Origin of the sequence: Longimicrobium sp., from assembly GCF_036399935.1 — a bacterium.
Lineage (GTDB): Bacteria > Gemmatimonadota > Gemmatimonadetes > Longimicrobiales > Longimicrobiaceae > Longimicrobium.
This window is the reverse complement of record NZ_DASWMD010000021.1, coordinates 254,237-279,939: the sequence shown is the minus strand read 5'-3', so window position 1 is coordinate 279,939 and position 25,703 is coordinate 254,237. Positions and strand designations below refer to the sequence as shown.

At 70.6% G+C, this 25,703-nt stretch carries 19 protein-coding genes; 10 read left to right on the top strand and 9 right to left on the bottom strand.

Features of this window, described 5'->3' with window-relative positions; genetic code table 11:
• Nucleotides 1-72: 72 nt before the first annotated feature.
• The 4 genes from VGB24_RS08000 to gyrA all read right to left on the bottom strand — a co-directional run bounded on the left by VGB24_RS08000 (nt 73) and on the right by gyrA (nt 7,008).
• Nucleotides 73-573, bottom strand: coding sequence for a hypothetical protein (locus VGB24_RS08000; RefSeq protein WP_331072417.1), 501 nt, complete (start codon nt 571-573; stop codon nt 73-75).
• Nucleotides 570-1,208, bottom strand: a complete 639-nt coding sequence (locus VGB24_RS07995) for an RNA polymerase sigma factor (RefSeq protein WP_331072416.1) — start codon at nt 1,206-1,208, stop codon at nt 570-572. Before VGB24_RS07995 ends, VGB24_RS08000 begins: the two co-directional genes overlap by 4 nt.
• Before the next feature lie 260 nt (nt 1,209-1,468).
• The gene (locus tag VGB24_RS07990; RefSeq protein WP_331072415.1) at nt 1,469-2,902 is read right to left on the bottom strand and encodes an aspartate aminotransferase family protein; all 1,434 of its coding nucleotides are present in this window, start codon (nt 2,900-2,902) and stop codon (nt 1,469-1,471) included.
• Nucleotides 2,903-3,822: 920 nt separating this feature from the next.
• A complete protein-coding gene (gyrA, locus tag VGB24_RS07985; protein ID WP_331072414.1) occupies nt 3,823-7,008 on the bottom strand; it encodes a DNA gyrase subunit A in 3,186 nt (1,061 codons plus the stop codon).
• 839 nt (nt 7,009-7,847) lie between these two features.
• On the opposite strand from gyrA, the gene VGB24_RS07980 reads away from it, so the two are divergent.
• The 7 genes from VGB24_RS07980 (at nt 7,848) to VGB24_RS07950 (ending at nt 16,344) form a co-directional block, all read left to right on the top strand.
• On the top strand, nt 7,848-8,294 hold the full coding sequence (locus VGB24_RS07980) for a CoA-binding protein (protein WP_331072413.1): 447 nt from the start codon (nt 7,848-7,850) through the stop codon (nt 8,292-8,294).
• A gap of 246 nt (nt 8,295-8,540) precedes the next feature.
• On the top strand, nt 8,541-9,227 hold the full coding sequence (locus tag VGB24_RS07975) for a cytochrome c3 family protein (protein ID WP_331072412.1): 687 nt from the start codon (nt 8,541-8,543) through the stop codon (nt 9,225-9,227).
• A 36-nt stretch (nt 9,228-9,263) separates the two neighbouring features.
• Nucleotides 9,264-12,383: a molybdopterin dinucleotide binding domain-containing protein gene (locus tag VGB24_RS07970; RefSeq protein WP_331072411.1), complete on the top strand. Its 3,120-nt coding sequence runs from the start codon at nt 9,264-9,266 to the stop codon at nt 12,381-12,383.
• Nucleotide 12,384: 1 nt separating this feature from the next.
• Nucleotides 12,385-13,800, top strand: a complete 1,416-nt coding sequence (gene nrfD / locus VGB24_RS07965) for an NrfD/PsrC family molybdoenzyme membrane anchor subunit (RefSeq protein WP_331072410.1) — start codon at nt 12,385-12,387, stop codon at nt 13,798-13,800.
• On the top strand, nt 13,797-14,315 hold the full coding sequence (locus VGB24_RS07960) for a DUF3341 domain-containing protein (protein ID WP_331072409.1): 519 nt from the start codon (nt 13,797-13,799) through the stop codon (nt 14,313-14,315). Before nrfD ends, VGB24_RS07960 begins: the two co-directional genes overlap by 4 nt.
• A complete protein-coding gene (locus tag VGB24_RS07955) occupies nt 14,302-15,009 on the top strand; it encodes a cytochrome c (protein WP_331072408.1) in 708 nt (235 codons plus the stop codon). Before VGB24_RS07960 ends, VGB24_RS07955 begins: the two co-directional genes overlap by 14 nt.
• Nucleotides 15,010-15,021: 12 nt before the next feature.
• Complete coding sequence (locus tag VGB24_RS07950) at nt 15,022-16,344, top strand: hypothetical protein (RefSeq protein WP_331072407.1); 1,323 nt, start codon at nt 15,022-15,024, stop codon at nt 16,342-16,344.
• Between the two features lie 574 nt (nt 16,345-16,918).
• Here the strand turns inward: VGB24_RS07950 and VGB24_RS07945 are convergent.
• Nucleotides 16,919-18,223 (bottom strand): 3-deoxy-D-manno-octulosonic acid transferase, encoded by a 1,305-nt coding sequence (locus VGB24_RS07945; RefSeq protein ID WP_331072406.1) that lies wholly within the window; start codon nt 18,221-18,223, stop codon nt 16,919-16,921.
• A 100-nt stretch (nt 18,224-18,323) separates the two neighbouring features.
• A complete protein-coding gene (locus VGB24_RS25445; protein ID WP_331072405.1) occupies nt 18,324-19,325 on the bottom strand; it encodes a type 1 glutamine amidotransferase domain-containing protein in 1,002 nt (333 codons plus the stop codon).
• 757 nt (nt 19,326-20,082) lie between these two features.
• On the opposite strand from VGB24_RS25445, the gene VGB24_RS07935 reads away from it, so the two are divergent.
• Complete coding sequence (locus VGB24_RS07935) at nt 20,083-20,985, top strand: pseudouridine-5'-phosphate glycosidase (protein WP_331072404.1); 903 nt, start codon at nt 20,083-20,085, stop codon at nt 20,983-20,985.
• On the top strand, nt 20,982-21,545 hold the full coding sequence (locus VGB24_RS07930) for a 5-formyltetrahydrofolate cyclo-ligase (RefSeq protein WP_331072403.1): 564 nt from the start codon (nt 20,982-20,984) through the stop codon (nt 21,543-21,545). The genes VGB24_RS07935 and VGB24_RS07930 overlap by 4 nt, the downstream gene beginning before the upstream one ends.
• An 89-nt stretch (nt 21,546-21,634) precedes the next feature.
• On the opposite strand, the gene VGB24_RS07925 is transcribed toward VGB24_RS07930, so the two are convergent.
• Both VGB24_RS07925 and VGB24_RS07920 read right to left on the bottom strand, forming a co-directional pair.
• A complete protein-coding gene (locus VGB24_RS07925) occupies nt 21,635-23,299 on the bottom strand; it encodes an EAL domain-containing protein (RefSeq protein ID WP_331072402.1) in 1,665 nt (554 codons plus the stop codon).
• The gene (locus tag VGB24_RS07920) at nt 23,296-23,694 is read right to left on the bottom strand and encodes a response regulator (protein WP_331072401.1); all 399 of its coding nucleotides are present in this window, start codon (nt 23,692-23,694) and stop codon (nt 23,296-23,298) included. The genes VGB24_RS07925 and VGB24_RS07920 overlap by 4 nt, the downstream gene beginning before the upstream one ends.
• 214 nt (nt 23,695-23,908) lie before the next feature.
• Here VGB24_RS07920 and VGB24_RS07915 point away from each other — a divergent pair, with 214 nt between their 5' ends.
• Nucleotides 23,909-25,075 (top strand): glycoside hydrolase family 172 protein, encoded by a 1,167-nt coding sequence (locus VGB24_RS07915; protein WP_331072400.1) that lies wholly within the window; start codon nt 23,909-23,911, stop codon nt 25,073-25,075.
• A gap of 117 nt (nt 25,076-25,192) precedes the next feature.
• On the opposite strand, the gene VGB24_RS07910 is transcribed toward VGB24_RS07915, so the two are convergent.
• Nucleotides 25,193-25,597: a hypothetical protein gene (locus VGB24_RS07910; RefSeq protein ID WP_331072399.1), complete on the bottom strand. Its 405-nt coding sequence runs from the start codon at nt 25,595-25,597 to the stop codon at nt 25,193-25,195.
• Nucleotides 25,598-25,703: the final 106 nt, after the last annotated feature.

Below are 25,703 nucleotides of genomic sequence, written 5' to 3'. Positions count from 1 at the left end.
CAGGTCCACGGACGAGAGAGGGGCGGACCGGCATCACGCTGGTCCGCCCCTCTCGCCGTTCGTTCCCAGTGGTCAGGCCCGTCGCCCGTCTGACGTGTCGGAGGCGGCGTCCAGCTGGTGCTGAAGGTCTTCCATGCGGCGGCGCTGCTGCATGGCGTAGTACCCCAGCCCCAGCGCCAGCAGCGCGAAGAGCGCGGCGGCGAACCAGCCCGCCTCCAGCGGCTCGTGGAAGGCATGGTGCGTCAGCAGGGCGACCACGAGCGCGGCCGCGGCCATCCATCCTCCCGGATAGGCGGCCGCGTACCCGGGCCTCCGCTTGCGCGGCGCGGTGGACGGGCGAGCCGCCGCCACGAGCACCCGCCGGCGGACGTCCGCGGCGCGCGCGGGCTCCATCCGCACGGCGGGGGCCTGGGCCGCGAGCGCCCGGGCGGCGAAGTCGCGGAGGGCGGGCGCGCAGTCGGCGCATTCGTCCGCGTGCGCCAGCATCCCCTCCAGCTCGTCGTCCGACAGGGCCTCGGGGGCACCGGCATCCATCGCCGCGCGCCACCGGGCGTGATCGTTTTCCGTGATCATCCCGGCTCCCGCAGGCCGGAGAGCAGGGCGCGCAGCTTGGGAAAGGCCAGGCGCGTGCGCGTCTTGACCGTTCCCAGCGGAACGCCCAGCTCGTGCGCGATCTCCCGCTGCGTAAGGCCCTCGAAGAAGGTCATCCGCACCACCCGCTGCTGGTCGCCGGGAAGCCGTGACACGGCGCGGTCCACGATGTCGCGGCGTTCGCCCGCGGCGGCGCCCTGCAGGGGGGACTCGCCGTCGCCCGCGAGCTCGCCCGCGGCCCGCTCGTCCAGCCGCTCCTCGCGCTTCATCCGCGACTTGAGCAGCCGAAGCCGGTCCAGCGAGCGGCTGCGGGCCATCAGGATGATCCACGCCTCCACCGAGCCCCGTCCGGCATGATAGCGGGCGGCCTCGGCCCACACCTGGCTGAACGTCTTTTCCACGACCTCTTCGGCGTCGTCGCGGTTGCCCACCAGGTGAAAGGCCACGGCGTACACCCGGTCCGACCAGCGGTCGTACACCGCCGCGAATGCGGCCTCGTCGCGCTGGCAAATACGCTCCATGAGGCGCAGGTCCTCGCCGCCTTCCGAGGCGACGAGGTGCAGCGGGCGAGCGGACGATTCGCTCGCCGGCCTGCGCGGGGGTTGAACTGTGCTCATGGGAGTGCCTGCTCGGGTACCGCGCCACCGGATAGGTCGCGGTTCCCTTCGCACGCCTCGCGCCACTACCTCCTGGCCGACCATTGTTCCCTTGTGTGCGATACCCTGATGCTCAGGAGGAATACGCCGCGAGAGCCCCGGGGGGATTCATTTTTCTTTGCGGTGCCAGGGGCCGCAACCACCCGGCCATGCGGGAAACAGCGGTCCCGCAACGGCTCACGTGCCCGCGACCTCCCGGCCGATCTCCCGGAGCTCCCCCATCAGCCGGTCCAGGTGCTCTTCGCCGGTGCGGGGTTCATGAGAGTGACACGCAGCACGCGCCGTTCGTTGAGCACCGTCGTGGTGATCCATCCCCGGCCCGACGCGTTCAGCCGGGCGCGGAGCTCGGCCTGGAACGCGTCGACCTCTTCGTCCGCCATCGCGCGGACGGATTCCGGCAGGTGGCGGAAGCAGAGGATGTTGCTTTCCACCGCGTGCATGGGCTCGAAGTCCGGGGCGGCGGCCAGCTTGTCCTGCAGGGAGCGCGCGGTGGCCGTGGTGCGCTCCAGCAGGCCGGCGAAGTGGCCGGTGCCGTAGTGGCGCAGCGCCACCCACAGCTTCAGCGCGTCGAAGCGCCGCGTGCACTGCAGCGTCATCCGTCCCGCGTCGCGGCAGCGGTCCTCGCCGGGGCGGGTGTGGAAGAGGTAGGGCGCCTTCTGGCGGAACGCGGCCTCCAGGTGCCTGCCGTCGCGCACCAGCACGGCCCCGGTAGACATGGGCATCCATAGCATCTTGTGGGGGTCCCAGGCCACGGAGTCCGCCCGCTCGATGCCGTGCACCAGGTGGCGGAGCGCGTCCGACATCACGAAGGAGGCGCCGTGCGCGCCGTCCACGTGCATCCACACGCCCGTGCGCTGGCAGACGTCGGCGATCTGGTCCAGCGGGTCGAAGAGGCCCATCGCCGTCGCGCCGGCCGTGGCGGAGACGGCGAAGGGGATGCGCCCCTCGCGGCGCAGGGCGTCGATCGCCCGTTCCAGCTCCGTCGGGCACATCTTGCCGTCGCGCTCGCCCACGCCCATGACGGACTGGCTGCCCAGCCCCATCAGCCCGGCCGTGCGCTCCACCGAGTAGTGCGAGTGCTCGGAGACGAGCAGCACCGCGCGCTCCGCCTCCGGAGTGCGGGCCACGCCCTCCGTCCAGCAGCCGGGAAAGCGCGCCTCGCGGGCGGCGAGCAGGCCGGTGAGGTTGGCCACGCTGCCGCCCGACACCAGCGTTCCCGCGGAGGAGGCAGGGAATCCGAGCGCGTCGGCCAGCCAGCGCACCACGCGCTCTTCCACCAGCGTGCCCGTGGGCGACATCTCCCACACGGCCAGCGACTGGTTGAGAAGGCTGGCCAGCGTGTCGGCCAGCACGGCGTGGGGAAGCGGCGGGGCGATCTGATGGCCCATGTACATGGGATGGGCGAAGTGGATGGCGTTGCCCACCACGTCGCGCCACACCTCGTCCCACACCTCGTTAGCGGGGCGCCCCTCGCGCGGAAGCGGCTCGTCGAAGCGGCGCTCCAGCTCGGCGGGGGAGAGCGGGGTGGATACCGGGCGCGACTCGATGCCGGCCAGGTAGTCGGCCATGCGGTCGATCAGGTCGTGCCCGGCGGTGCGCAGGGCCTCGGCGTCGGCCGCAAGCTGCGCGGCGGCATCGGTTTCGGTCGTGAACATCTGGATCGGTCGCGGGTGAGCGGGCAATGTACCATCGCCGCGGCGGAAGCGGCACCCACGGGACGGTGCACGCCTCGGTTCGCGGGGGCGGGTGAACCCGCGGCAGCAAGGGCGGAAAGCCGCAGTGAGGCTTCACCTGCACGCCCGCCGCACCTGCCGACGCGCGATTGTCATCCCGATGGAGCGGCCCCGGCCAACCGAGACGCCTGAACGACAGACCGCAGCGACTGAGGGATCCGCCACACAATGATCGAAGCGCACGCGAGCCTCGGATTTCACCCGGGCTCCTTGAGCGGGTAAACCCGCCGCTGGGACAGCGGAAAGCCCCGACTCGGGCCGCTGTCGCGTCCCGCTCGGGGCTTCACCTGCACGCGCGCCGCACATGCCGAAGCGCATCTGTCATCCCGAGGAAGCGGCCCCGTCGAACTTGCCCGTACGCCGCACATAGCAGCGACGAGGGATCCGCCACACAATGATCGAAGCGCACGCGAGCCGCGGAGTGCGCCGTCCTTTGAGCTCGTAAACCCGCCGCTCGAAAAGCGGAAAGCCCCGACTCGGGCCGCTGTCGCGTCCCGCTCGGGGCTTCACCTGCACGTGAGGGCCGCTGCCGGGCGAGGCGCCTGATCGACGCCTCATCGCACGTGGGTGTACCCCCTCTCCCACGCTGTTTGTGGGAGAGGGTGGCACGCGTGTCAGCGCGGCCGGGTGAGGGCTCCACGGCAGCCGGGGCCTCGGCTACAGTGACCGCTTCCGCGCCCAGGCTTGTACGTGCCCCGGGCTAGATCCTGCGGCCCGCGCGGTGCGGCGTGCGGGCAGGCACAGCGCGCCTGGGCCTCAGGATGACAGATCGTTTCGCCGCAACCACGTTCGTGGGAGAGGGTGGCCGCGTGTCAGCGCGGACGCGTGAGGGCCCCTCGGGTCTATGCGAACAAGTCCAATTCCGGGGTGTCCTCCTGCTTCTTCCCGCGTTTCTTCTTCGCGGGGACGTCCGCCTCCAACTCCGGCTCCGGTTCGGGTACGGGAGCCTCCGCCGCTTTCTTCCCGCGCCGCGGCTTGGGTGCGGTCGCCTCCGCGGGTAGCGGCGTCGGGTCCGGCGCGGGTGCGGGGGGAGGCGCAGGCTCCGGCGCGGAGGCCCGCGCGGGCTTCCTCGCACGCTTCGCCGCCGGCGCCGGCGTTGGCGCGGGCGTCGGTTCGGGCGCGGGATCCGGCGCACGAGGCTCTTCGACGGCGGCAGGCGCGGCGGCGGCGGGCTCGCCGCGCGGTCCACGGGCGCGGCGGGGGCGCCGGGGCTCGATGATCGGATCTTCGATGATCATCTCGTCGGCAGCCATCGCGGGCTCTCCGCCGTCCACGAACAGCTCGACCTCGCTTACCGCCTCCGACGCAGCCTCAGCGGGCGCGTCGCCCGCTGCGTCCGGGAGATCCACATCCACCGATCGCCCGTCCTCCGTCGAGGGTGCGCCATCGTTGGATGACGCGCCGTCCTCCGGCAGCGACGTATCCATCCGCGGATCGTCGTTTTCCGAAGTAGCGGCGTCATCCAACTCCGCGGCGACGGACGGATCGGCGGCATCGAGTGCCACGGCCTCCGGCGGATCCGAGCCGTCATCGGACGGACCTGGACCGTTCGTGTCGGGATCGGGCGGAACGTCCTCACCGCCGTCCGGCGGGGTGGCGGTATCGCGCTCCGCCAGGGGCGTTACCATGACGATGCGCTCCGACTTCGCCAGCTCCAGCACCGGCTCCGGTGCGGCCTCGCGGGGCAGGGCGGGGATGCCGTCGCGGCGGATGCGCCGCCCCTCGCCCGACGCCAGCAGGGCGTTCAGGTCTCCCTGCAGTGCCAGCACCGCCACCAGGTCACCGAACTCCTTGCCGGTGGGAGACAGCACGGAGCCCTTGCCGTCGCGCTTCTGCAGCGGAAGGTCGTCCGCCAGGAAGCGCTTTCCCTGGCCGCGGGCGGTCACCGCGCACAGCTCGGCATCCGGCTTCACGGCCACCATGGATGCCAGCGTCTCGCGCGCGTCCAGCTTCATCCCGCGCACCCCCTGCGTGGCGCGCCCCACCAGCGGCACGTCGGCCTCGGCGAAGCGGATGGCGCGGCCCCCGGACCCGGCGAGCACCACCTCCATCTCCCCGTCCGTCACCGCCACGAACTTCAGCCGGTCGCCCTGGCGCAGGGTGATGGCCTCCACCCCGCCAGCGCGGATGCGGCCGAACTGGTCCAGCGACGTGCGCTTGATGGTTCCGCCCGCCGTGGCGAACAGCGCCGCCCGCTCCGCCGAGAACTCCTTCACCCGCTGCACCGAGGCGATCTCCACGCCCTTGCCCAGCTCCAGCAGCTGGTGGAGCCGCTTGCCGCGCGCGCGCAGCTCGGGATCGGGAAGGTCGCGCACGTCCAGCGCGTACGCCCGCCCATCGGTGGAAAAGACGAGAAGCGTGTCTTCGGTGCTGGCCACCAGCACCCGCTCCAGGTAGTCGGACTCGTACTCGGAGCCGATCAGCGCCCGCCCCGTGCTCGCCGCGCGCTGGTACACGGGCATGGGAATCTGCTTGACGAAGCCCTCGCGCGTGACGGTGACCACCACCTCTTCGGCGGCCAGCATGTCCTGCAGCGTGACCGTCTTTTCGCTTTCGAAGATGGTGGTGCGCCGCGCGTCGCCGTAGGTGACGGCCATCTCCTCCAGCTCGGCGCGGATGACGGCGATCTGCTGCTCGGGGCTGGCCAGCAGCGCCTCGAGCTCGCGGATGCGCGTCGCCAACTCGGCCAGGCGCTCGCGCAGCTCGCGCGACTCCAGCTGCGTCAGCCGGGAAAGGCGCATGTTCAGGATGGCCTCGGACTGCCGCTCGCTGAGCTTCAGCGCCGTTTCCAGCTTTCGCGCCGCCGTCTCACGGTTGCGGGAGCCGCGGATGATGGCGATCACCTCGTCGATGCGCTTGAGCGCGGCGATCAGCCCTTCCAGGACGTGGGCTTCGTCGCGCGCCTTGTCCAGCTCCCACCGCGAGCGCCGGACGACCACCTGCACGCGGTGGTCGCGAAAGCGCTCCAGCATCTCCTTCAGCGTGAACTCGCGTGGCACGCCCTTGTCCAGCGCCAGGGCGATCACGCCGAAGGTGGTCTGCAGCGCCGTCCACTTGTAGAGCCCCGCCAGGATCTTCGCCCCGTCGGCGCCGCGCTTGAGCTCGATGACGATGCGGATGCCGTCGCGGTCGGACTCGTCGCGAAGGTCGCTGATGTCGGCCAGCTTGCCGCCGCGCGCCAGCTCGGCGATCTGCTCCAGGATGCGCGACTTGTTGGTGCCGTAGGGGATTTCGGTGACGACCAGCTGCTCCTTGCCGCTGCGGCGCGACTCCTTGTACACCCGCGCCCGCATCACCACCCGGCCGCGTCCCTTTGCGTACGCGTCGCGGATGCCCTGCGTGCCCACGATCAGCCCGCCGGTGGGAAAGTCCGGTCCCGGCAGGTGGCGCATCAGGTCGTCGACGTCGCACTCCGGGTGGTCCAGCAGGTGCACCGCCGCGCGCACCACCTCGCCGATGTTGTGGGGCGGGATGTTGGTGCTCATCCCCACGGCGATGCCGCTGGAGCCGTTGACCAGCAGGTTGGGCACGCGCGAGGGAAGGACCCGCGGCTCGGTGAGGCGGTCGTCGTAGTTGGGGGCGAAGTCGACGGTGTCGCGGTCGATGTCGGCCAGCAGCTCGCCGGCGATGGGGGAAAGGCGCGCCTCGGTGTAGCGGTACGCCGCCGCCGCGTCGCCGTCGATCGACCCGAAGTTGCCCTGCCCGTCGATAAGGGGATAGCGCAGGGAAAAGTCCTGCACCATCCGCACGAGGGCGTCGTAGACCGAGGCGTCGCCGTGCGGGTGGTACTTGCCCAGCACGTCGCCCACCACGGTCGCCGCCTTCTTGTACGGACGGGTGGGGGTGAGCCCCGCCTCGTGCATGGCGTACAGGATGCGGCGGTGCACCGGCTTCAGGCCGTCGCGCACGTCGGGAAGCGCGCGCTGCACGATGACGCTCATCGAGTAGTCGATGAACGACTCGCGCATCTCCTGCTCGATCAGCCGCGGGACTACGCGGTCGCGCTGCGTGGGGGTGAGGATCGCCATGGGCCGGTTGAGCCGCCGCGGGGGGCGGATGTCTTCGCGAAGGTCGGGACGCCGAAAGTGCGTGTCCGCGGCGGAAAGCGCCAGCCGCGCGGTTCCAGGTACGATGTGGCTGGCGGATACACCGAGCGGGGTGATTGGTTCGGAGTTTGTTCGGGTTAGGTGGGGCGTTTCGATCAGGGCCCGCGCTGGCGAGGGCGCCGCACACTCGCGATGGAGCGTTTCGCGGGTTTTGGCGCATGCCTCGGGTGGGCCCCTCCCCCGGCCCCTCCCCGCATGCTGCGCATGCGGAGAGGGGAGAATTCGATCGCGCTTCGACGGGTGCGGGCTGTCGCCTCTCGCCCACCCTTGAGCCGCGTGCGATGTCATCCCGATGGAGCGGCCAGGCCGAACCTGCCGATACGCCGTACTCCGCAGCGACTGAGGGATCCGCCACATACTCCGCCCCGTGTGCCGCGGCTCGCATCCACCCGGGCCGAGGCAGTTCCGCCGGTACACCGCGTTCGTACACGCAACGGCAAAGCCTGGGTCGGGTGAGGCCGCTGCTTGGGAGTGTGATCGCGCGGTGTGTGGCGGATCCCTCTGTCGCTGCCGTCTTCGGTGTGCGGGAGGGTTCACCGGGGTCGCTCCATCGGGATGACATCGCGCGCGTCGGCAGGTGCGGCGTGCGTGCGGGTGAAGCCCCGAGCGGGACGCGACAGCGGCCCGAGTCGGGGCTTTCCGCTTTCCCAGCCGCGGGTTCACCCGCTCCCGCGGTGTCGGGGCCGGGATTCAGGCCTTTCCCGTTCCGCCTTCGCACCGTAACCTGTCCCCCTCGCGACCACCTTACCCGGGAGCCACACATGGAATCAGACTGGCGCCAGAACCTGGTCACCACCAGCGACGGCATCGCGCAGCTCCTGCGCGACACCAGGCGCATCGCGGTGCTCGGCATCAAGACCGAGGCGCAGGCCGGCCAGCCCGCCTTCTACGTTCCCGAGTACCTGCACAACGCCGGGCTCGACGTGGTCCCCGTGCCCGTCTACTACCCCGACGCCACCCGCATCCTGGGCAAGCCCGTCTACCGCCGCGTGGCCGACGTCCCCGGCCCGGTCGACATGGTGAACGTCTTCCGCCGGTCGGAGGACGTAGCACCGCACGTGGACGACATCCTCGCTGCCAAGCCGAAGGCCGTCTGGATGCAGAGCGGCATCCGCCACGAGCAGGCGGCGCAGCGGTTCGCCGAGGCCGGCATCAAGGTGGTGCAGGACCGCTGCCTGATGGTGGAGCACCGCCGCGTCGCGCGCTGACGGGAGCGGCCGTTTTGCAAGTGGCTCCGCCGCAACGACATGCGGCGGTGTAGGGAAAACGACTACACGGCGTAGTCACCGGCCCGATATTGCCGGAGTGCGGGGTGGGTGTTATATGGGGTGGCTCGACAGAGCGGCCGGGCGCGGGCAGGGTCCGGAGGCAGGTGAAAAGCCGCGTGCAGGCGGGCGCATGACCGGGCGCCCGGGTGTACGCGGCCCAATGGTATTCTCCGTTCAGGCAGACGAATGACAAAGGTCCTTCGCATCGCGGCGATGGCGCTGCTCTCCGTGGCGGCCGCGGCCTCGTGCCGCGACTACTCGCCGCCGGATGCGCCCAAGCAGCCCATCGCGTTCTACCACAACGTGCACGCGGGCGACAACAAGATCCCGTGCATGTACTGCCACTACACCGCCGACCGCTCGGTGGACGCGGGCATCCCCAGCGTGCAGCTGTGCGTGGGGTGCCACGTTCCGGCCAGCTCGGCGCCCACCTCGCTGCGCGGCCAGGCCCAGCTGGCGTTCCCCAAGGTCAAGGGCAACGACAGCACCTGGTACAACGAGGGGCAGAAGCTGGTGGACTACTGGCGCCGCGGCGAAGGGATTCCCTGGGTGCGCATCCACAAGATCCCGGAGCACGCCAAGTTCCCGCACTACTCGCACGTGAACGCCGGGCTGCAGTGCCAGACGTGCCACGGCAAGGTCGAAGAGATGAAGGAAGTCTTCCAGGCCTCGTCGCTGCGCATGGGCTGGTGCATCGAGTGCCACCGGGGCGAAATGCCGCTGTCGCCCGCGGAAGAAGCGTCGGTGAAGGCCCGCTCGTCCTTCGTCCGCAAGGTCAACGCGATGCGGGAGTCGGGCGGCGACGTGCGCGGGCTTACGGCCACCTATCCCAACCAGCGCGCGTCCACGGACTGCGTGGTCTGCCACTACTGAGCGCCGGAATGCGAGAAGGATTGCTGAGGAGACGGCATGTCTGACGGAATGAAGAGACGCACCTTTCTCAAGGTGCTCGGCGCATCGGGAGCGGCGACGGCCACGGTGGGGTGCTCCACCGGCGAGGTCGAAAAGCTGATCCCGTACGTGGTGCCCCCCGAGGAGATCGTTCCCGGCGTGCCCACCTGGTACACCAGCACCTGCCGTGAATGCCCGGCCGGGTGCGGCGTGCACGTGGAAACGCACGAGGGGCGGGTCACCAAGCTCGAGGGCAACCCCGACCACCCCATCAGCCACGGCAACCTGTGCCCGCGCGGCCAGGCCGCGCCGCAGGGGCTCTATCATCCGGACCGCTTCCGCGGGCCGCAGATCATGGAGTTCGGCGAGGGGCAGCCGCGCGGCACCACCTGGGCGCAGGCCGAGCGCTCCGTGGCCGAGGCCATCCGCCGCGCGCCCCGGGGCAGCGTGGTGTACCTGACGCCGGGCTACCGCGGGACCATGGACCGCCTGGCCACCGACTTCGCCGCCGCCATCGGCGCGCGGCGGGTGGACTGGGCCCCGCTGGAAGACACCCCGCGCGGGCTGGACTTCGCCGACGCGGAGCTGCTGGTGTCGTTCGGCGCCGACTTCCTGGAAACCTGGGGGTCGCCCGTCGACTACGCCTTCCAGTTCGCGCAGCAGCACGGCTATCGCGACGGCCGCCGCGGCCGCTTCGTGTGGGTGGGCCCGCACCGCCCGCTCACCGGCATCAACGCCGACCTGTGGATCGAAACCCGCCCCGGCACCGAGGCCCTGGTGGCCCAGGCGCTGGCGGGCGGCGCCAACCTGGCCCAGGTGGCCCAGCAGATCGGCCCCGAGAACGGCGGCGCCGAAACGGCCCAGCGCCGCGCCACGGCGCTGCAGACGCTGGCCACGTGGTGGGGCGAGGCCGGCCGCAAGGTGGCCTTCGGGCCCGGCTACGCCGTGCGCGGCCCCAACGGCGAGGCGCTGCGCCAGGCCGTCAACCGGCTGAACGGCGGCGGCGCGTCCACGCCCGCCGCGGCGGACGCCCGGCCCATCGTGCAGCTGATCCAGGCGATGAACGCCGGCCAGGTGCAGGTGATCCTGATCGACGGCAACGACCCCGCGTACACCCTGCCCGGCGGGCTGAAGTTCGCCGAGGCGCTGAAGAAGGTGCCCACGCGCGTCAGCTTCAGCCCGTTCCCGGACGAGACGTCGTCGCTGGCGACGCACTTCCTGCCGCAGAGCCACTTCCTGGAGCGGTGGGACGACTACACGCCCCAGCCGGGCGTGTTCGAGCTGGTGCAGCCCGCCATGCGGCCCATCTTCAACACCCGCGCGGTCGGCGACATCCTGCTGAACATTTCCCGCGTGCTGGGCGTCACGCCCACCGCGGGCTTCGCCGGCCAGACCTGGCTGGACTACCTGCGCGCCGCCTGGGCGGGCCGCACCGCCACGCAGGCCGCCTGGGAAGCGGCGCTCAAGCGCGGCGGCGTGTTCGCCGGCGGCGGCGACGCCTCGCAGGCCCTGGGCTTCACCGCCCAGCCCGCGGCGGGCACGACGGCCGCCGCCGCTCCGGCCGCGGCCGCCGCGGCGGTGCCCGCGCCCGCGCAGCCCGCCCCGGTGCAGGCCACGCCCGCGCCGGCCGCGGTCGCCTTCCAGGCCCCGCGCTACGAAGGACACGCCGACGGCCTTCACCTGGTGGTGTACCCGTCCATCCGCTTCTACGACGGCCGCACGGCGAACCGGCCCTGGCTGCTGGAGCTTCCGGACCCGGTCACCAAGGTGAGCTGGGAGTCGTGGGCCGAACTGCACCCCGACACCGCCAAGCGGCTGGAGCTGGCGCAGGGCGACGAGGTGGAGATCACGTCTCCGCACGGCACCATCACCACCCGCATCTACGTGTACCCGGGCGTCGTCCGCGACACCGTGGCCGTGCAGATGGGGCTGGGCCACACCGGCTTCGGCCAGTACACCGAGGGCGTGGGCGCCAACCCCATGAAGCTGCTGGGCGCCAGCCTGGACCCGGCGACCGGCGCCCTGTTCTCCGCCGGCATGAAGGTGCGCCTGAACCCCACGGGCCGCGGCAACGTCACCCGGCTGTTCCCGCGGGGGCTGGTGGAGCAGGGCGTGCGCGTGCAGCACGACCGCGCCATCTCGCAGGCGGTGGGGCTCACCCAGCTGGTGCAGATGGACCAGCAGGGGCCGGGGCACATCCCGGGCTCGGAAAAGAAGATCTTCCAATTGAAGGGCGCCGGCGGCTTCGTCCCGGAAGAGACGACGACCGACCCGGCGGCCTATCCCCCGGCGGGCACGGAGTACGGCGAGTACATCGAGAACGAAACGCGCTGGGCCATGGTGGTAGACCTGGCGCGGTGCATCGGCTGCTCGGCGTGCGTGGTGGCCTGCTTCGCCGAGAACAACATCCCCATGGTGGGGCCCACGGAGATCCGGAAGGGGCGCGACCTTCACTGGCTGCGCATCGAGCGGTACTTCGGCACCAGCCGCCACGAGGAAGAGGCGTACCGCGACGACGCCACCGACGACGTGCGGTTCCTGCCCATGCTCTGCCAGCACTGCGGCCAGGCGCCCTGCGAGCCGGTGTGCCCCGTGTACGCGGCGTACCACACCCCCGACGGCCTGAACGGGCAGGTGTACAACCGCTGCGTGGGCACGCGCTACTGCGCCAACAACTGCCCCTGGAAGGTGCGCGTCTTCAACTGGTTCACCTACCAGTTCGCCGAGCCGCTGAACTGGCAGCTGAACCCAGACGTGACGGTGCGCGAAAAGGGGGTCATGGAAAAGTGCACCTTCTGCGTGCAGCGCATCCACGAGGCCGAGCGCACCGCCAGCTCCGAGGGGCGCGCCATGCGCGACGGCGAGGTGGTGCCGGCGTGCGTGCAGACCTGCCCCACGGAGGTGTACGTCTTCGGCAACATCGCCGATCCGAACAGCGCGGTGGCCAAGGCGGCCACCACCAACCGCGGCTACCGCGCGCTGGGCGAGCTGAACACGCATCCGGCCATCGTATACCTGCAGAAGGTGACCCTCCACACGCCGGTGAACGGCGGCCACTCGGCGCCGCCGGTGGCGCACGGCTCCACGGAGGCAGCGCCGCAGGAAGGCCACGAACCGGCCCAGCAGGGAGGCCACTGAAATGCAGACGGTGACGCGCTCCGTATTCCACCCCCACGTCGAGTCGTACGAGCAGGTAAACCGTGACTCCATGCGGCTGCTCACGAAGCCCGGCAAGGGCTACGTGGCGCTGCTGGCCATGGCGGTGTCGCTGGTGGGCCTGCTGGTGTTCGCCGAGCTTCACAACATCATCTACGGCCTGGGGATGGTGGGTGAGAACTGGGCCGTTCTCATCACCACCTTCGTGTTCTGGGTGGGCATCGGCCACGCGGGAACGCTGATCTCGGCCATCCTGTACCTGTTCCGGGCGCCCTGGCGGCAGGCCATCTACCGCTTCGCCGAGGCGATGACGGTGTTCGCGGTGCTCACGGCGGCGCTCTTCCCGCTCCTGCACATCGGGCGGCCCTGGTTCTTCTACTGGCTGCTGCCGCTTCCCAGCCAGCGCGGCATCTGGCCGAACTTCCGGTCGCCGCTGCTGTGGGACGTGTTCGCGGTGACCACGTACCTGACGGTCAGCTCGGTGTTCTTCTACATCGGCCTGATCCCCGACATCGCCGCGGCGCGCGACGCCACCACGGACCCCATGCGCAAGCGCATCTACGGCGTGCTGGCGCTGGGGTGGCGGGGGACGGACCGCGAGTGGCGCCACTTCACCCGGGCGTACCTGTTCCTGGCCGCGCTGGCCACGCCGCTGGTGCTTTCGGTGCACTCGGTGGTGTCGTGGGACTTCGCCGTCTCCATCGTGCCGGGGTGGCACACCACCATCTTCGCCCCGTACTTCGTGGCGGGCGCCATCCTTTCGGGCGTGGCGATGGTGGTGACGCTGATGGTGCCGGTGCACCGCATCTTCCGGCTGGGGGCGTACTTCACCCCGCTGCACTACGACCGGCTGGCCAAGCTGCTGCTGCTGACCTCCTGCATCGTGGGCTACGCCTACGGCATGGAGTACTTCATGGCCTACTACAGCGGCGAACTGTACGAGCGCGACGTGTTCTGGGACCGCGTGACGGGCGACTACTGGTGGGCGGGGTGGTCCATGATCACCTTCAACGCCATCCTCCCGCAGCTCCTGTGGATCAAGAAGATCCGGCAGAACCTGAACGCGTTCTTCCTCATCACGATCTTCGTGAACATCGGGATGTGGTACGAGCGCTTCGTGATCATCGCCCCGTCGCTCTCCCACAGCTACGAGCCGTGGAAGTTCTGGAACATCCACATGACGTGGGTGGACGCGAGCCTGCTGCTGGGCAGCTTCGGCTGGTTCTTCATGTGGTTCCTTCTCTTCCTGCGCTTCCTGCCGGGGCTGTCGATCGCCGAGATCAAGGAGGTGCTGCCGCCGCCCATGCGTCACGCGGGGGCTCACCACCAGGCGCACGACGAGCACGAGATGACCACCGAGACGCTGCCCACCGGCTACCGGGAGCGGGAGGTTCGATGAGCAAGCTTACCACGGGTGTCCTGGGCGTGTTTCCGCACCTGGACACGACCACGGACGCCATCCGGCGCCTGCGCGCCGAGGGCTTCGAGCTGACGGTGTATTCGCCCACGCCGCGCCACGAGGTAGAAGAGGCGCTGGGCACCAAGGAAAGCCCGGTGCGCATCTTCACCCTGATGGGCGCCTTCACGGGGACGGCGGCCGGCACGGCGCTGGCCACCTGGGCCTCCATCGACTGGCCGCTGATCGTGGGCGGCAAGAGCATCGTGTCGCTGCCGGCGTTCAGCGTCATCATGTTCGAGCTCACCATCCTGCTGGGCGCGCTCAGCACGGTGGCGGGGCTGTTCATCCTGGGCCGCCTGCCGCACCTGGGGCCGGCCGAGGCGCCCCTGTACCACCCGTCGTTCACGGCGGGCAACTTCGGCGTGTTCGCCCACGCTCCCCGCGACCGGTACAGCGACGTGCAGCGGATCATGAACGAGAGCGGTTCCGAGGAGGTGCTCGTTGACCACCGCTAAGCTCAGGCGCGGCGCGCACGCGGCCGGCCTGGCCGCGCTCGTGGCGGCGCTTCCCGCCTGCACCGACTGGGCGGGGCACGACCTGGACATGGCCGCGGGCAAGGTGCCCGGTTTCTCCACCATGCGCGACGACGTGGTGCCCGACCCATACGAGATGGTGCGCGAGCCGGTGCCCGGCACGGTGCCCACGGTGCACCCGCTGGGCGACGTGCCCGGCCGCTACTCGCAGACGCAGCTGGATTCCATCGCCCCGCTGCTGCGCAACCCGCTGACGCGCAGCCCGCAGGTGCTGGCGCGCGGCAAGGCCATGTACGAGCAGCACTGCACCGCCTGCCACGGCGCGCTGGGCGACGGCAAGGGGCCGGTGATCGGGGCCGACAAGTTCCCGTTCGCCCCCGCGCTGAACGCCGGCCCCACGCAGGGCCGCAGCGACGGCTACATCTACGCCGTCATCGACGTGGGCCGCGGCCTGATGCCTCCGTACGGCGCCCGCATCACGCACCTGGACCGCTGGGCCATCGTGTCGTACGTGCGCCAGCTGCAGGGCAGCCTGGAAACGCAGGCCCCGCCGCCCAACGTGTCGGGCGTGGGCGCGGCCGTCGACACGGCGCGGCCCACGGAGTCGGCGCCCTCGGCGGGCACGCAGCCGGCGTCGCCGCAGATGGCGGCACCCAGCACTCAAGAAGCCCCCTGACGAGCCGACGAGATGTCTTCGCATAGCGATTATCCATCCCACATTCCGCTGCGCACGGCGGCGGCCCCCGGCACGGCCCTGGTCCTGGGGCTGGTGCTGGCGGCGATCGGGGTGGCGGCGTTCTTCCTGTCGCCGGACGAGCGGGCGTGGAGCGCCTTCCACTTCAACTGGATGTTCTGGTCGTCGGTGGCCATCGGCATGGTGATGTTCGCCGTGGCGCTGCACCTGACCAACGCGCGCTGGGCCTGGTCCATCAAGCGGGTTCCGCTGGGTGGCATCGCCTTTCTGCCCGTGTCGTTCGTGCTGTTCATCCCCATGATGCTGGGGGGGAAGAACGTCTACTTCCACCACTGGCTGCCGCACGGCGGGCACGACCCGGTGGCGGCGGACCCCATCCTCCACGAGAAGGCGGCCTGGCTGAGCTTTCCGGGGATGATGATCCGCGACGTGGTCGCCCTGCTGGTGCTGTACGGGCTGGCGTTCGCCTTTGCCCGGCACCAGCTGCGCGCCGACGTGCACGGCATCGACGGGGCGGGGCGCCGCAGCTTCGCCTACGGCTGGCTGAAGGGCCGCCCCGGGGCGTCGATCGAACAGATCGCCGAGGAGTCGCAGAACCGCGGGCTCTTCATCGGCGTGATCCTGGCGCTGGCGTTCGCCGTCTTCTGGGGGCTGATCGCCATCGACGTGGGCATGACCACGCTGCCGCACTTCTTCAGCACCATGTTCCCGGTGGCGTTCTTCATCAGCGCCTTCCACTCGGCGCTGGCGATGACGGCGCTGCTGGTGGTGCTGTACCGCAAGCCGCTGCGGCTGCAGGAGTACGTGACCGAGCGCCAGTTCCACGACCTGGGCAAGCTGGTGTTCGCGTTCTCGGTGTTCTGGATGTACATCAACTGGTCGCAGTACGTGGTGATCTGGTACGGCCTGCTTCCGCAGGAGCAGAACTACTTCGTGCTGAAGTTCCACCGGCCGTTCGCGCCGCTGGTGCTGGCGGCGGTGATGATGATCTTCGTGCTGCCGTTCTTCGGGCTGCTGGCGCGCTCGGTGAAGAAGGTGCCGGGGATCCTGGCCGGCTTCGCGGTGATCATTCTGCTGGGCCACTGGCTGGAGCGCTTCCTGATCGCCACGCCCAACTACTGGATGGCCGAGGAGTGGGGCACCATCGGCATCGGGCTGCCGGAGATCGGCGTGGCGCTGGGCTTCCTGGGGCTGTTCACCGTCTGCTATACGTGGTACGCGGCCACCTTCCCGGCGCTTCCGTCGCCGGTGTCGCTGGCGGCGCAGGGGTCGCAGACGGTGGAGGTCGCCGGCAACCCCAAGATCGCGACGATCTGATCGGTCTCGCTGGATGAATGAAGATCCCGCGGCTCGCAGATGCGAGCCGCGGGATTTCTGTCATCCTGAGGCCCAGGCGCACCGCACCTGCCCGTACACCATCCCATGCGGGCCGAAGGATCTTGCCGCGGAAGGGAAACAAGCCCGGGCGCGGCAGCGGTCACGGTAGCCGAGGCCTCGGCTGCCGTGGGGCCCTCACCCGTCCTCGCTTATGCTCGTCCACCCTCTCCCACAAACAGCGTGGGAGAGGGGGTACACACCAGGGCGTGTGGCGTTTCGACGAGGGCCGGCGCATGCCTCGGCCGCCCCCCATCCCCAACCCTTCCCCCGCAAACAGCGCGGGGGAAGGGAGCCAGTCGAGTGCGCGCGGCCAGCCAGCGCGCAAACGAATTCTCCTCTCCCCCATGGGGTTTATGGGGGAGAGGCCGGGAGAGGGGGGCGGCCGCGGCATGCGCCAGTGTCAGCCGAAGCGCGGTTCAGGTCTCCCCTCCCCTGCGAAGCGGGGGGACGGGGGCCGGGGGGAGGGGGCTCCCTTGGCATGCGCCGGCAGCCTTGGGTTCCGCGCCGCCCATCCTCAGCCGTGCGTGGGGCGGGGGAGGAGCCCGTCGATGATCGCCGCGCCTCGTTCGCCGGCGCCGAGGTTTTGCTGGACGTAGGCGCGCGCCGCCTGTCCCGCGCGGGTGCGGGCCGGTTCGTCTTCGATCAGGGGGAGCAGGGCGGCGGCCACCGCGTCGTCGCGCAGTGACAGGGCTCCTCCGGCCGTGATCAGTTCGGCCGCCTCGCGCGCGTTGGAGTGCCGCGGTCCGAAGAGGACCGGCGCGCCGAACGCGGCCGGCTCCAGCACCGAGTGCAGCCCCGCCGTCCCCCATCCGCCGCCCACGTAGGCAACGTCGGCCAGCGCGTACAGGTCGCCCAGCACGCCCACGCGGTCCACCAGCACGGTTTCGCCCGCATCGGCGCCGGCTTCCACCTCGGAGAGGAGGCGGACCGGATCGAAACCGTGCTGACGCAGGAGATCGCGGGTGCGCGTCAGGTGCGTGGGCGTCGGCTCGTGTGGGACCAGGACCAGGCGCACGCGCCGGCCGGATCGGCGGATCGCAGCCACGGCGGGGACCAGCTTCTCCTCGTCGGCCGGCCAGGTGGAGCCCGCGACTAGCGTCACTCCGTCGAACCCGCGGAACGGGCGGAGCAGTGCCGAGTCGCGGTCCGCCGCCTGCGCGCGCGCCCACACCTGGTCGAAGCGCGCGTCGCCCATCACCCGCCGCCGCTCCGCGGGCACACCCAGCAGCCCGAAGCGGTCCGCGTCGGCGGGGGCGATGGCGGCTACCACGTCCAACCGCGCGTACGCCGGGGCGAGCAGTGCCCGCGCGGGTCCGCGCAGCCGGCTGGAGGCTTGGGGCAGTGTGCCGCTGAGCATCGCCAGGCGAACGCCCCGCGCCTTCGCCTCGCGCGTGAGAACGGGCCAGACGTCCGTCTTGGAGAAGGCGATCACATCGGGCCGCAGCGCATCCAGCGCGGTGACGACGTCGCGGCGCAGGTCCAGGGGCAGGTAGTCGGCAAAGTCGGCGTCCACGGAGAGGGCGAACCGCTCGGCGGAGGCGGAAAAGAAGGTGTAGGCCACCTGCGCGTCGGGGCGTAGCGCGCGGGACTGCTCGATGACCGCGCGGGCCTGCAATCCCTCGCCCACGCTGGGCGCGTGGAACCACGCGAGCGGGCGCGCCGGGTCGCGATGCTCCCTCGCCCACGCCTGCATGCGGCCCAGCACGCCCGCGCGCCCTCGGATGCTGCGCGCCAGCTTGCCGCTCCCGCGCCCCGCGAGCGGAAGCAGGGGCCGCGCGGCGTGGAGCGCGAGCGTGTAGAGGGATTCGGCGATCGGCATGCGGGTAAGCTATGCGCCACGGCTGGCGTGGGGAACTGGACGGATGCGAAAGCGGGGGCGGCCATGCTGGCCGCCCCCGCCGGTCATCCCGCGATGCGCCTTAGAGCGACGGGGGACGCAGGGTGGTGCCCGAGCCGCCGGTGCCGTGGCCCAGCTCGCGGGCCGGAGCCGGATCCTCGCTGCCGCCCAGGTAGCCCAGGCCGGCGTCGCTCGTTCTGCTGCCACCGCCCGACAGCCCGACACTCCCGCCGGCTGCTCCCGCCGTTGCGCCGCCGCGCGCCGCGGAGTACTCGACTCCCTCGTGGTAGGGCATGCCGCCCGCGAAGTCGCCCGCGCTCTCGTAGTCGTCGTCCTCGGGGTAGTAGCGGTCCTCGATGGTGGCGTCATCGTCGGGCGTCATGTCCACCACCTCCACGTACTCGACCACGTGCTCCTCGTTGCGCTGGTTGAGGAACCAGGCGACACCCGCCACGGCGAGACCGCCCAGCAGCAGCCGCCCGACGGGAAGGCCGCCGCGCTCCTGGCGATGCTCGGCCGGGTGGGCCGGCGCCACGGTGGCGCGTTCCGCGAACAGCTCCAGCATGGCGCGGTTGAACTGCGGCAGGTCGTGAGGCCCGCGGCTGGACACCCAGTTGCGGTCACGGACCACGGGCAGGTCGCTCCAGGCGCCGCCCGCGTTGCGCACGTCGTCGCGGATGCCCGGCCACGACGTCAGGTTGCGGCGCACCATCAGCCCGGCGGAGATCAGCAGCCAGGGCGCATGGCAGATCATGGCGATGGGCTTGCCCGCGCGGTCGGCGGCGCGGATGAAGTCCAGCGCGCGCTCATCCTGCCGCAGCGTGTCGGGGTTGGCGAGGCCGCCGGGGAGGAGGACGGCATCGTAGTCCTCGGCGTCGGCGGTCTTGAGGGTGCGGTCCACCGACACCTTCTTGCCCGGATACATGTGGTTCATCCCGCGGATGCGGCCGCGGTGCACCGACACGATCTCCACCTCGGCGCCGTGCGCCTCCAGGGCCTCGACCGGGCTGGTGAGCTCTACCTGCTCGAAGCCGTCGGCGGCGAGCACCGCCACTCGCAGGCCGGTCAGATCTACGTGATTCATTGGCACTCTCCTCGGTTCAGGGCCAGTTGGAGCCGCGTACCGGTGCAAGACGTGGACCTTGTGCGAGGCTTGTAGATGTGGGGGGCGGGTGGGTTTGCGTTGTGGTTCGATAGGTGATGGCGTACGCCGCGGTGCGGGGTTGGCGAGGTTGGCTGCGTCTCTGCTGGTCCGGCGCATTCCCCGGCTGCCCTCTCCCCCGGCCCCTCTTCCGCAGGCGGGAGAGGGGAGAACTTCGACCGCGGTTCGACAGGGTGCCTCGCATGCTGATGGAGCCCCCCTTCCCCCGGCCCCCGTCCCCCCGCTTCGCAGGGGAGGGGGAGACCTGAATCGCGCGGCAGCGGGCCTCGTGTACTCGACTGGCTCCCTTCCCCCGCGCAGTTTGCGGGGGAAGGGTTGGGGATGGGGGGCGCCGGCCCGCGCACCGGGCCTCCCCTGATGCGCCCCGCTCACCCCCGCTCGAAATTCTCGAAGTGTACCCCCTCTCCCACGCTGTTTGTGGGAGAGGGTGGCACGCGTGTCAGCGCGGCCGGGTGAGGGCCCCACGGCAGCCGAGGCCTCGGGCTCAGTGACCGCTGCCGCCCTGGCTTGTTCGTGCCCCGGGCTGGATCCTTCGGCCCGCGTGGTGGCGTGGGTGTGCGGGTGCGGAGTGGCTTGGCCTCAGGATGACAGGTTTGCGTTCTGGTTACGGATTCGTGCCGCGGGCGGGCTCGGTCGCTAGTTTGCTTGCGTGGTCCGCATCCCCAAGTACGAGCACGCGATGATCCGCACGTCCGACGAGGTGGCAGAGGCGCTTGGCGCCGGGCAGGCAGTGGTGGCGCTGGAGAGCACCGTGCTCGCCCACGGGCTGCCCCGGCCGCGCAACCTGCAGGTGGGGCTCGCCATGGAGCAGCGCGTCCGCGAGGCGGGCGCGGTTCCCGCCACGGTGGGCGTGCTGGGCGGCGTGCCGAGCGTGGGCCTGTCCCGCGACGAGGTGGAGCGGATGGCGATGGCGGACGGCGTTCTGAAGCTGTCCACGCGCGACCTGCCGGTGCCCGTCGCGCGGGGGAGCGATGGCGCGACGACGGTGGCGGCTACGATGTGGCTGGCGCACCGGGCCGGCGTGCAGGTGTTCGCCACCGGCGGCATCGGCGGGGTGCACCGGGGCGAGGACCGCGACGTATCCGCCGACATCACTGAGCTGGGCCGCACGCCCATGCTGGTGGTGTGCGCCGGGGCCAAGTCTGTGCTGGATCTGCCTGCCACCCGCGAGGCGCTGGAAACCGCGGGCGTGCTGCTCGTCGGATTCGGGACGGACGAGCTGCCCGCCTTCTACTCGCCCCGCAGCGGCATTCCCGTCGACGTGCGCGTGGACGACGCGGCGCAGGCGGCCGCGCTCTGGCGCGCGCACCGCGACCTGGGGCTCCCCGGCGCCGTGCTGCTCTGCGTTCCGCCGCCGGAAGAGCACGCGCTGGCGGCCGACGAGGTGGATGGCGCCATCGCCAGTGCGCTGGAGGGCGCGCGGGCGGCGGGGATCCGAGGCAAGGAGGTTACGCCTTTCCTGCTCCGCGCGGTGGCCGAGGCTACGGGCGGGCGCTCGCTGGAGGCGAACGTCGGGCTGCTGCTGAACAACGCGGCGGTGGCGGCTTCCGTCGCCGTCGCGCTGGCGGAGGGAGCGGCGTGACCAAGGACGGCGTTCGGCGGGAGGTGCGCGGGCGACTGCGGGCGCTCTCCGCCAAGGAGCGCGCGGCGGCGGAGGTGGAGATCGCACGGCGGGTGTGGGAGGTGCCTCAGGTCGCTGACGCGCGCGTGCTGATGCTGTACGCGTCCATGCCGGGCGAGGTGGGGACCGATGCGATCGCGACCGAGGCGGCGCGGCGCGGGATCACGCTCGTCTATCCCCGCTGCCTGGAGGACCGGCGGCTGTCGCTGCACGTCGTAGATGCGCTGGACCGCCTGCGTCCGGGACGATACGGCATCCGCGAGCCCGATGTGGACGCGTGCCCCGTGCATGAGGTGGCGGCTGTGGATGCCGCGCTGATCCCCGGCCTCGCATGGGACCGCGCAGGGAACCGCCTGGGCCGCGGCGCCGGGTATTACGACCGCCTGCTGGCGGATCCGGAGTGGCGGGGCTTTCGCTGCGGCCTGTTCTTCTCGATCCAGGAGTTCCCCGCGATCCCGCACGATCCGTGGGACGCACCCATGCATGCCATCGTCACCGAAGCCGCCATCGTCTCGCCCTGATCAACTGCATCTCACACGAAAGGGCACGGAGGAACCATTCCCCCGCGCCCTTCGTGTGATCCCCCGCTTTCCCGCCTGAAGCGCTACGCTCAGGTGGTGGTCATCAGCGGAACGCCGCCGTGGCCGGCCGTGTGGAACAGGAAGCCCTGCGTGAAGTGCACCCCCAGCCGCTTCACCGTCTCGTACTCTTCCTCGCGCTCCACCCCCTCGGCGATCACCTTGATGCCGTGGTCGTTGGCGAACGACACCATGGTCTCCACGAGGTTCTGCTTCATGAAGTTGGCGTCGATGCCGCTGATCAGCGAGATGTCGAGCTTGATGAAGTCCGGTTCCAGGTTGGCGATGCTCCCCAGCCCCGCGTAGCCGCTTCCCGCGTCGTCCACGGCGAAGCGGAAGCCGCGGTCGCGGAACTCCTTCAGGTATCCCTGGAAGGTGGGATAGTCGGTGATGGCCGTGCGCTCCGTGATCTCCAGCACGATGCGCTCGGGGTGCTCCACGCCCAGCTCATCCAGGTCCAGGTAGCGGAAGGTGGGGTCGCGGAAGTCGTGCGGGTCGATGTTCAGGAACAGGAGCTGGTTCTCGTTCAGGTGCGCGTCCATCCCCTCGATGGCGCGCCGGCGGCACAGGCGCGAAAGCTCCCAGATGAGGTTGGCTTCCTCGGCCACCCCGAACATCACCTCGGGCGAGCGCAGCGCGCGGTGCGTGCCGCGGGCCAGGGCCTCGAAGCCGTACACCTCGCGCGTTTCGGTGACGACGATGGGATGGTAGACGATGTAGACGGCGCCCTCGCGGAGCGTGGTCTTCAGGTCCGTCACCTTGCGCGCCCGCTCGCGGCTTTCGACGCTGCGGGCCGCCTGCGCCGCCTCGCGGATGCCGCGGTAGATGATGCGCTCGGTGCGCAGCTTGGGGTTGCGGAAGATGGTGGTGGAGCCCACGTAGATCTCGAACAGCCCCGCCACGTCTTCGCCCTGCTCGGCGTCCAGCCGCGTGCGCACGTGCTCCTCGAGCGCGTGCGCCATCTCGTTGATGCGCCGTTCGGCGTCGTCGAGCGCCCCGGGCAGCTCGGAAAAGAAGATGAAGTCGTCGTCCGCCGCGTGCGACACCATCACCACTCCGTCGACGCCGTCGTACTGCTCGTAGAAGTCGCGCACGGCCGAGGCGGTGCTCTGCAGCACCTCGTCGAGCTTTTCCCAGCCGTAGATTTCCTCGAGCTTGGAGTAGCGGACGAACTCGATGTACAGAATGGTCAGCCGGCCGCCCCGCTCCAGCATCTCACGGCCGCGCTCGATCATCACCGGCAGGGTGGGAAAGCCGGTGAAGCGGTCGTACAGGAGCTCTTCGTAGCGCAGGTGCTCGGCGCGCTCGTGCGTGGCGCCGGGGCCGGCACGCGTGCGCAGGCGCTCCAGCGCGCTCGACACCCGCGCGGCGACTTCCTCCGCCGTGGTGGGAAGCATCAGCCACTCCTCCACCCCCGCCCGCGTGGCCAGCCGCGCCTCGGCGTCGTTGCGGCAGGCGGCCACCAGCGCGATGCCCCGCGTCTGCGATTCTTCGCGCGCGCGGTCCAGCAGCGCCCGCCGGAACTGCACGACGGCCGCCTCCGGATGGGTGCGCAGGGCGTCGTAGAAGCGGTCGTCGCGCACGGACGAACCGCCCTCGGCGGGCGAGAGCAGCGTGAGCTCGGCTTCCAGTGCCCGCGCGGCGCCTTCTACCGCGGCGCGGAGCGCCTCGTCGTCCGCAAATCCCAGGAGCCTCACGCCTTGCCGCCCCTGGCCGCCAGGTTGCGGTTCACCCTTTCCAGCAGGTCCTTGAAGTCCACCGGCTTCACCACGTAGTCGTCGGCGCCGGAGCGCAGCCCCTCGAACTTGTCTTCGAACGCGCCCTTGGCGGTCACCATGATTACTTTCATGCTTCCGTGGGTGGGGTGCGCCTTGATGACGCGGCACACTTCCCAGCCGTCCATTCCCGGCATCATCACGTCAAGCAGCACCAGCGCGGGCCTCACCTCGTCGAGGCAGGCCAGCGCCGAGCGGCCGTCGCGCGCCTCCGCGACCGTGAACCCGCGCGACTCCAGGAAGGCGCGCAGGATTTCGACGTTGTCGCGGTTGTCGTCCACCACCAGGATGGTTTCGTTCTGATCGGTCACCGACACGGCCGTTCTCCCCTGCGCTTGCTGCGGACGATCCTTGGTGGGGCCGCACGGGCGCAAGAAGCAGGCCCAAAGGGGGCAAAGCCTTGGTGGACATGCGTTTACACCCTGTCGAGTGGAAGCGGCCGATTCGTGGTGTAGTGCGGGCCGGGCGGTCGCGCATTACCATCCCCTGTTCGCTTTCCCTCCGCTGACTACGTCCTCCTGAGAGACGCTGATGAAACCTCCCTTCTCCCGGCGCTGGCTCCTGGCCCCGCTCGCCGTTCTCCTCTCCGCCCCCGCGGCCCGGGCCCAGGCGCTGTACGAAATGCAGGACGGCGTGGAAACGCGGTGGGCCAGCCCCGAGAACCCCACGGGGGCGCGGGGCCGCGGCGGAATGGCGGCCGGCGGACGGAAGGGGGCGCCCACCATCGCCATTCCCGCGGGGCAGAGCGTGGTGCTGGCGCAGGCGCAGGGCACCAGCGGCATCGTTCGCCGCATCTGGATGACGCTGTGGGACCGCAGCCCGCAGATGCTGCGCAGCCTGCGCATCGACATGTACTGGGACGGCGCCGCCACGCCGGCGGTCAGCGCGCCGCTGGGCGACTTCTTCGGCATCGGGCTGGGGCGGCAGACGCAGTTCGAGTCGGCGCTGTTCAGCAATCCCGAGGGGCGCAGCTTCAACTCCATCGTGCCCATGCCGTTCCGCACGGGAATGCGCATCGTGATGACCAACGAGAGCGGCACCGACGTCCCGGAGCTGTTCTACGACGTGAATTACACCGTGGGCGACCGGCATCCCGCGAACATGCTGTACTTCCATGCGCACTGGCGGCGCGAGAGCCCCACGCGGCTCAAGCAGGACTACGAGATCCTGCCGCGCGTTTCGGGGCGCGGGCGCTACCTGGGCACCAACGTGGGGGTGGCGGTGAACCGCGACGAGTACTTCAACACCTGGTGGGGCGAGGGCGAGATCAAGATCTACCTGGACGGCGACACGCAGCATCCCACGCTGGTGGGCACGGGCACGGAGGACTACGTGGGAACGGCGTGGGGCCAGGGGCGGTACGCGCAGCTGTACCAGGGCTCACCCATCGCCGACGAGGAGCGGATGCAGTGGGCGTTCTACCGCTACCACGTGCCGGACCCGGTGTTCTTTCGGCGCGACGTGCGGGTGACGATGCAGCAGATCGGCTACCTGGCCGACCACAGCCGCGGCGGCTTGATCCGCACGGGCAAGCGCATCTACCGCGCGGGGGAGGGGATGGTGGAGATGAACCTGGCGGAGAACGGCAAGTTCGAGCGCTCCGACGACTGGTCGAGCACGGCGTACTTCTACCTGGACCGCCCGGAGAACGGCCTTCCCGCGCTGGCCCCGGTCACGGCGCGCACGTCCGGGCTCTGAACCACGTTTCACGCAGAGGTCGCAGAGATGACGGAGAGGACGCAGAGAAAATACGTGCTTTTCTCTGCGTCCTCTCCGTTTCCTCTGCCGTCCTGTGCTTGAAACCCAAAGGCCGGCTCACCGCCTGACGAAGCGGGCGACCCGCGGATCGTCATCCGAGTTCCGCAGCCGCAGCTCGCCGCGCGCGAAGGTGCCCGCCAGGATCGACACTCCCTCCTCGTCCCCGCTCACGATCAGGCGGAGCGTTTCCCCGTCCACCGTGTAGCGCCCGGTGACGGCGTGCGCGGCCCAGGGCGCGTCGGGGGCGCCGGTGGACGTGGCAATGGTGATGGTGAACTCCCCCGTTTCGTCCAGGGTAATGGTCGAGGCGTGCAGGAATACGCCGGGCTCGGATTCCACCGGTGGCCGCCTGCCGTCCAGGTCCACGAACGTGTACGTGCCCTCCGGCCGGCCCGAGCCTGGCTGCAGGCCGGCGCATGCGGAGGTGCAGAACAGAACGAGCAGCAGGACGAGTGCGCGCATCGGGATGGTTTCCGAGATGGTCGGAGAGTTTCGCTCACGATGGCGCCGCAAGGCGGTGATGCGCAAGGAACTCTTCGCCCCGCGCCGCGTTTGAACGACAGTTTCA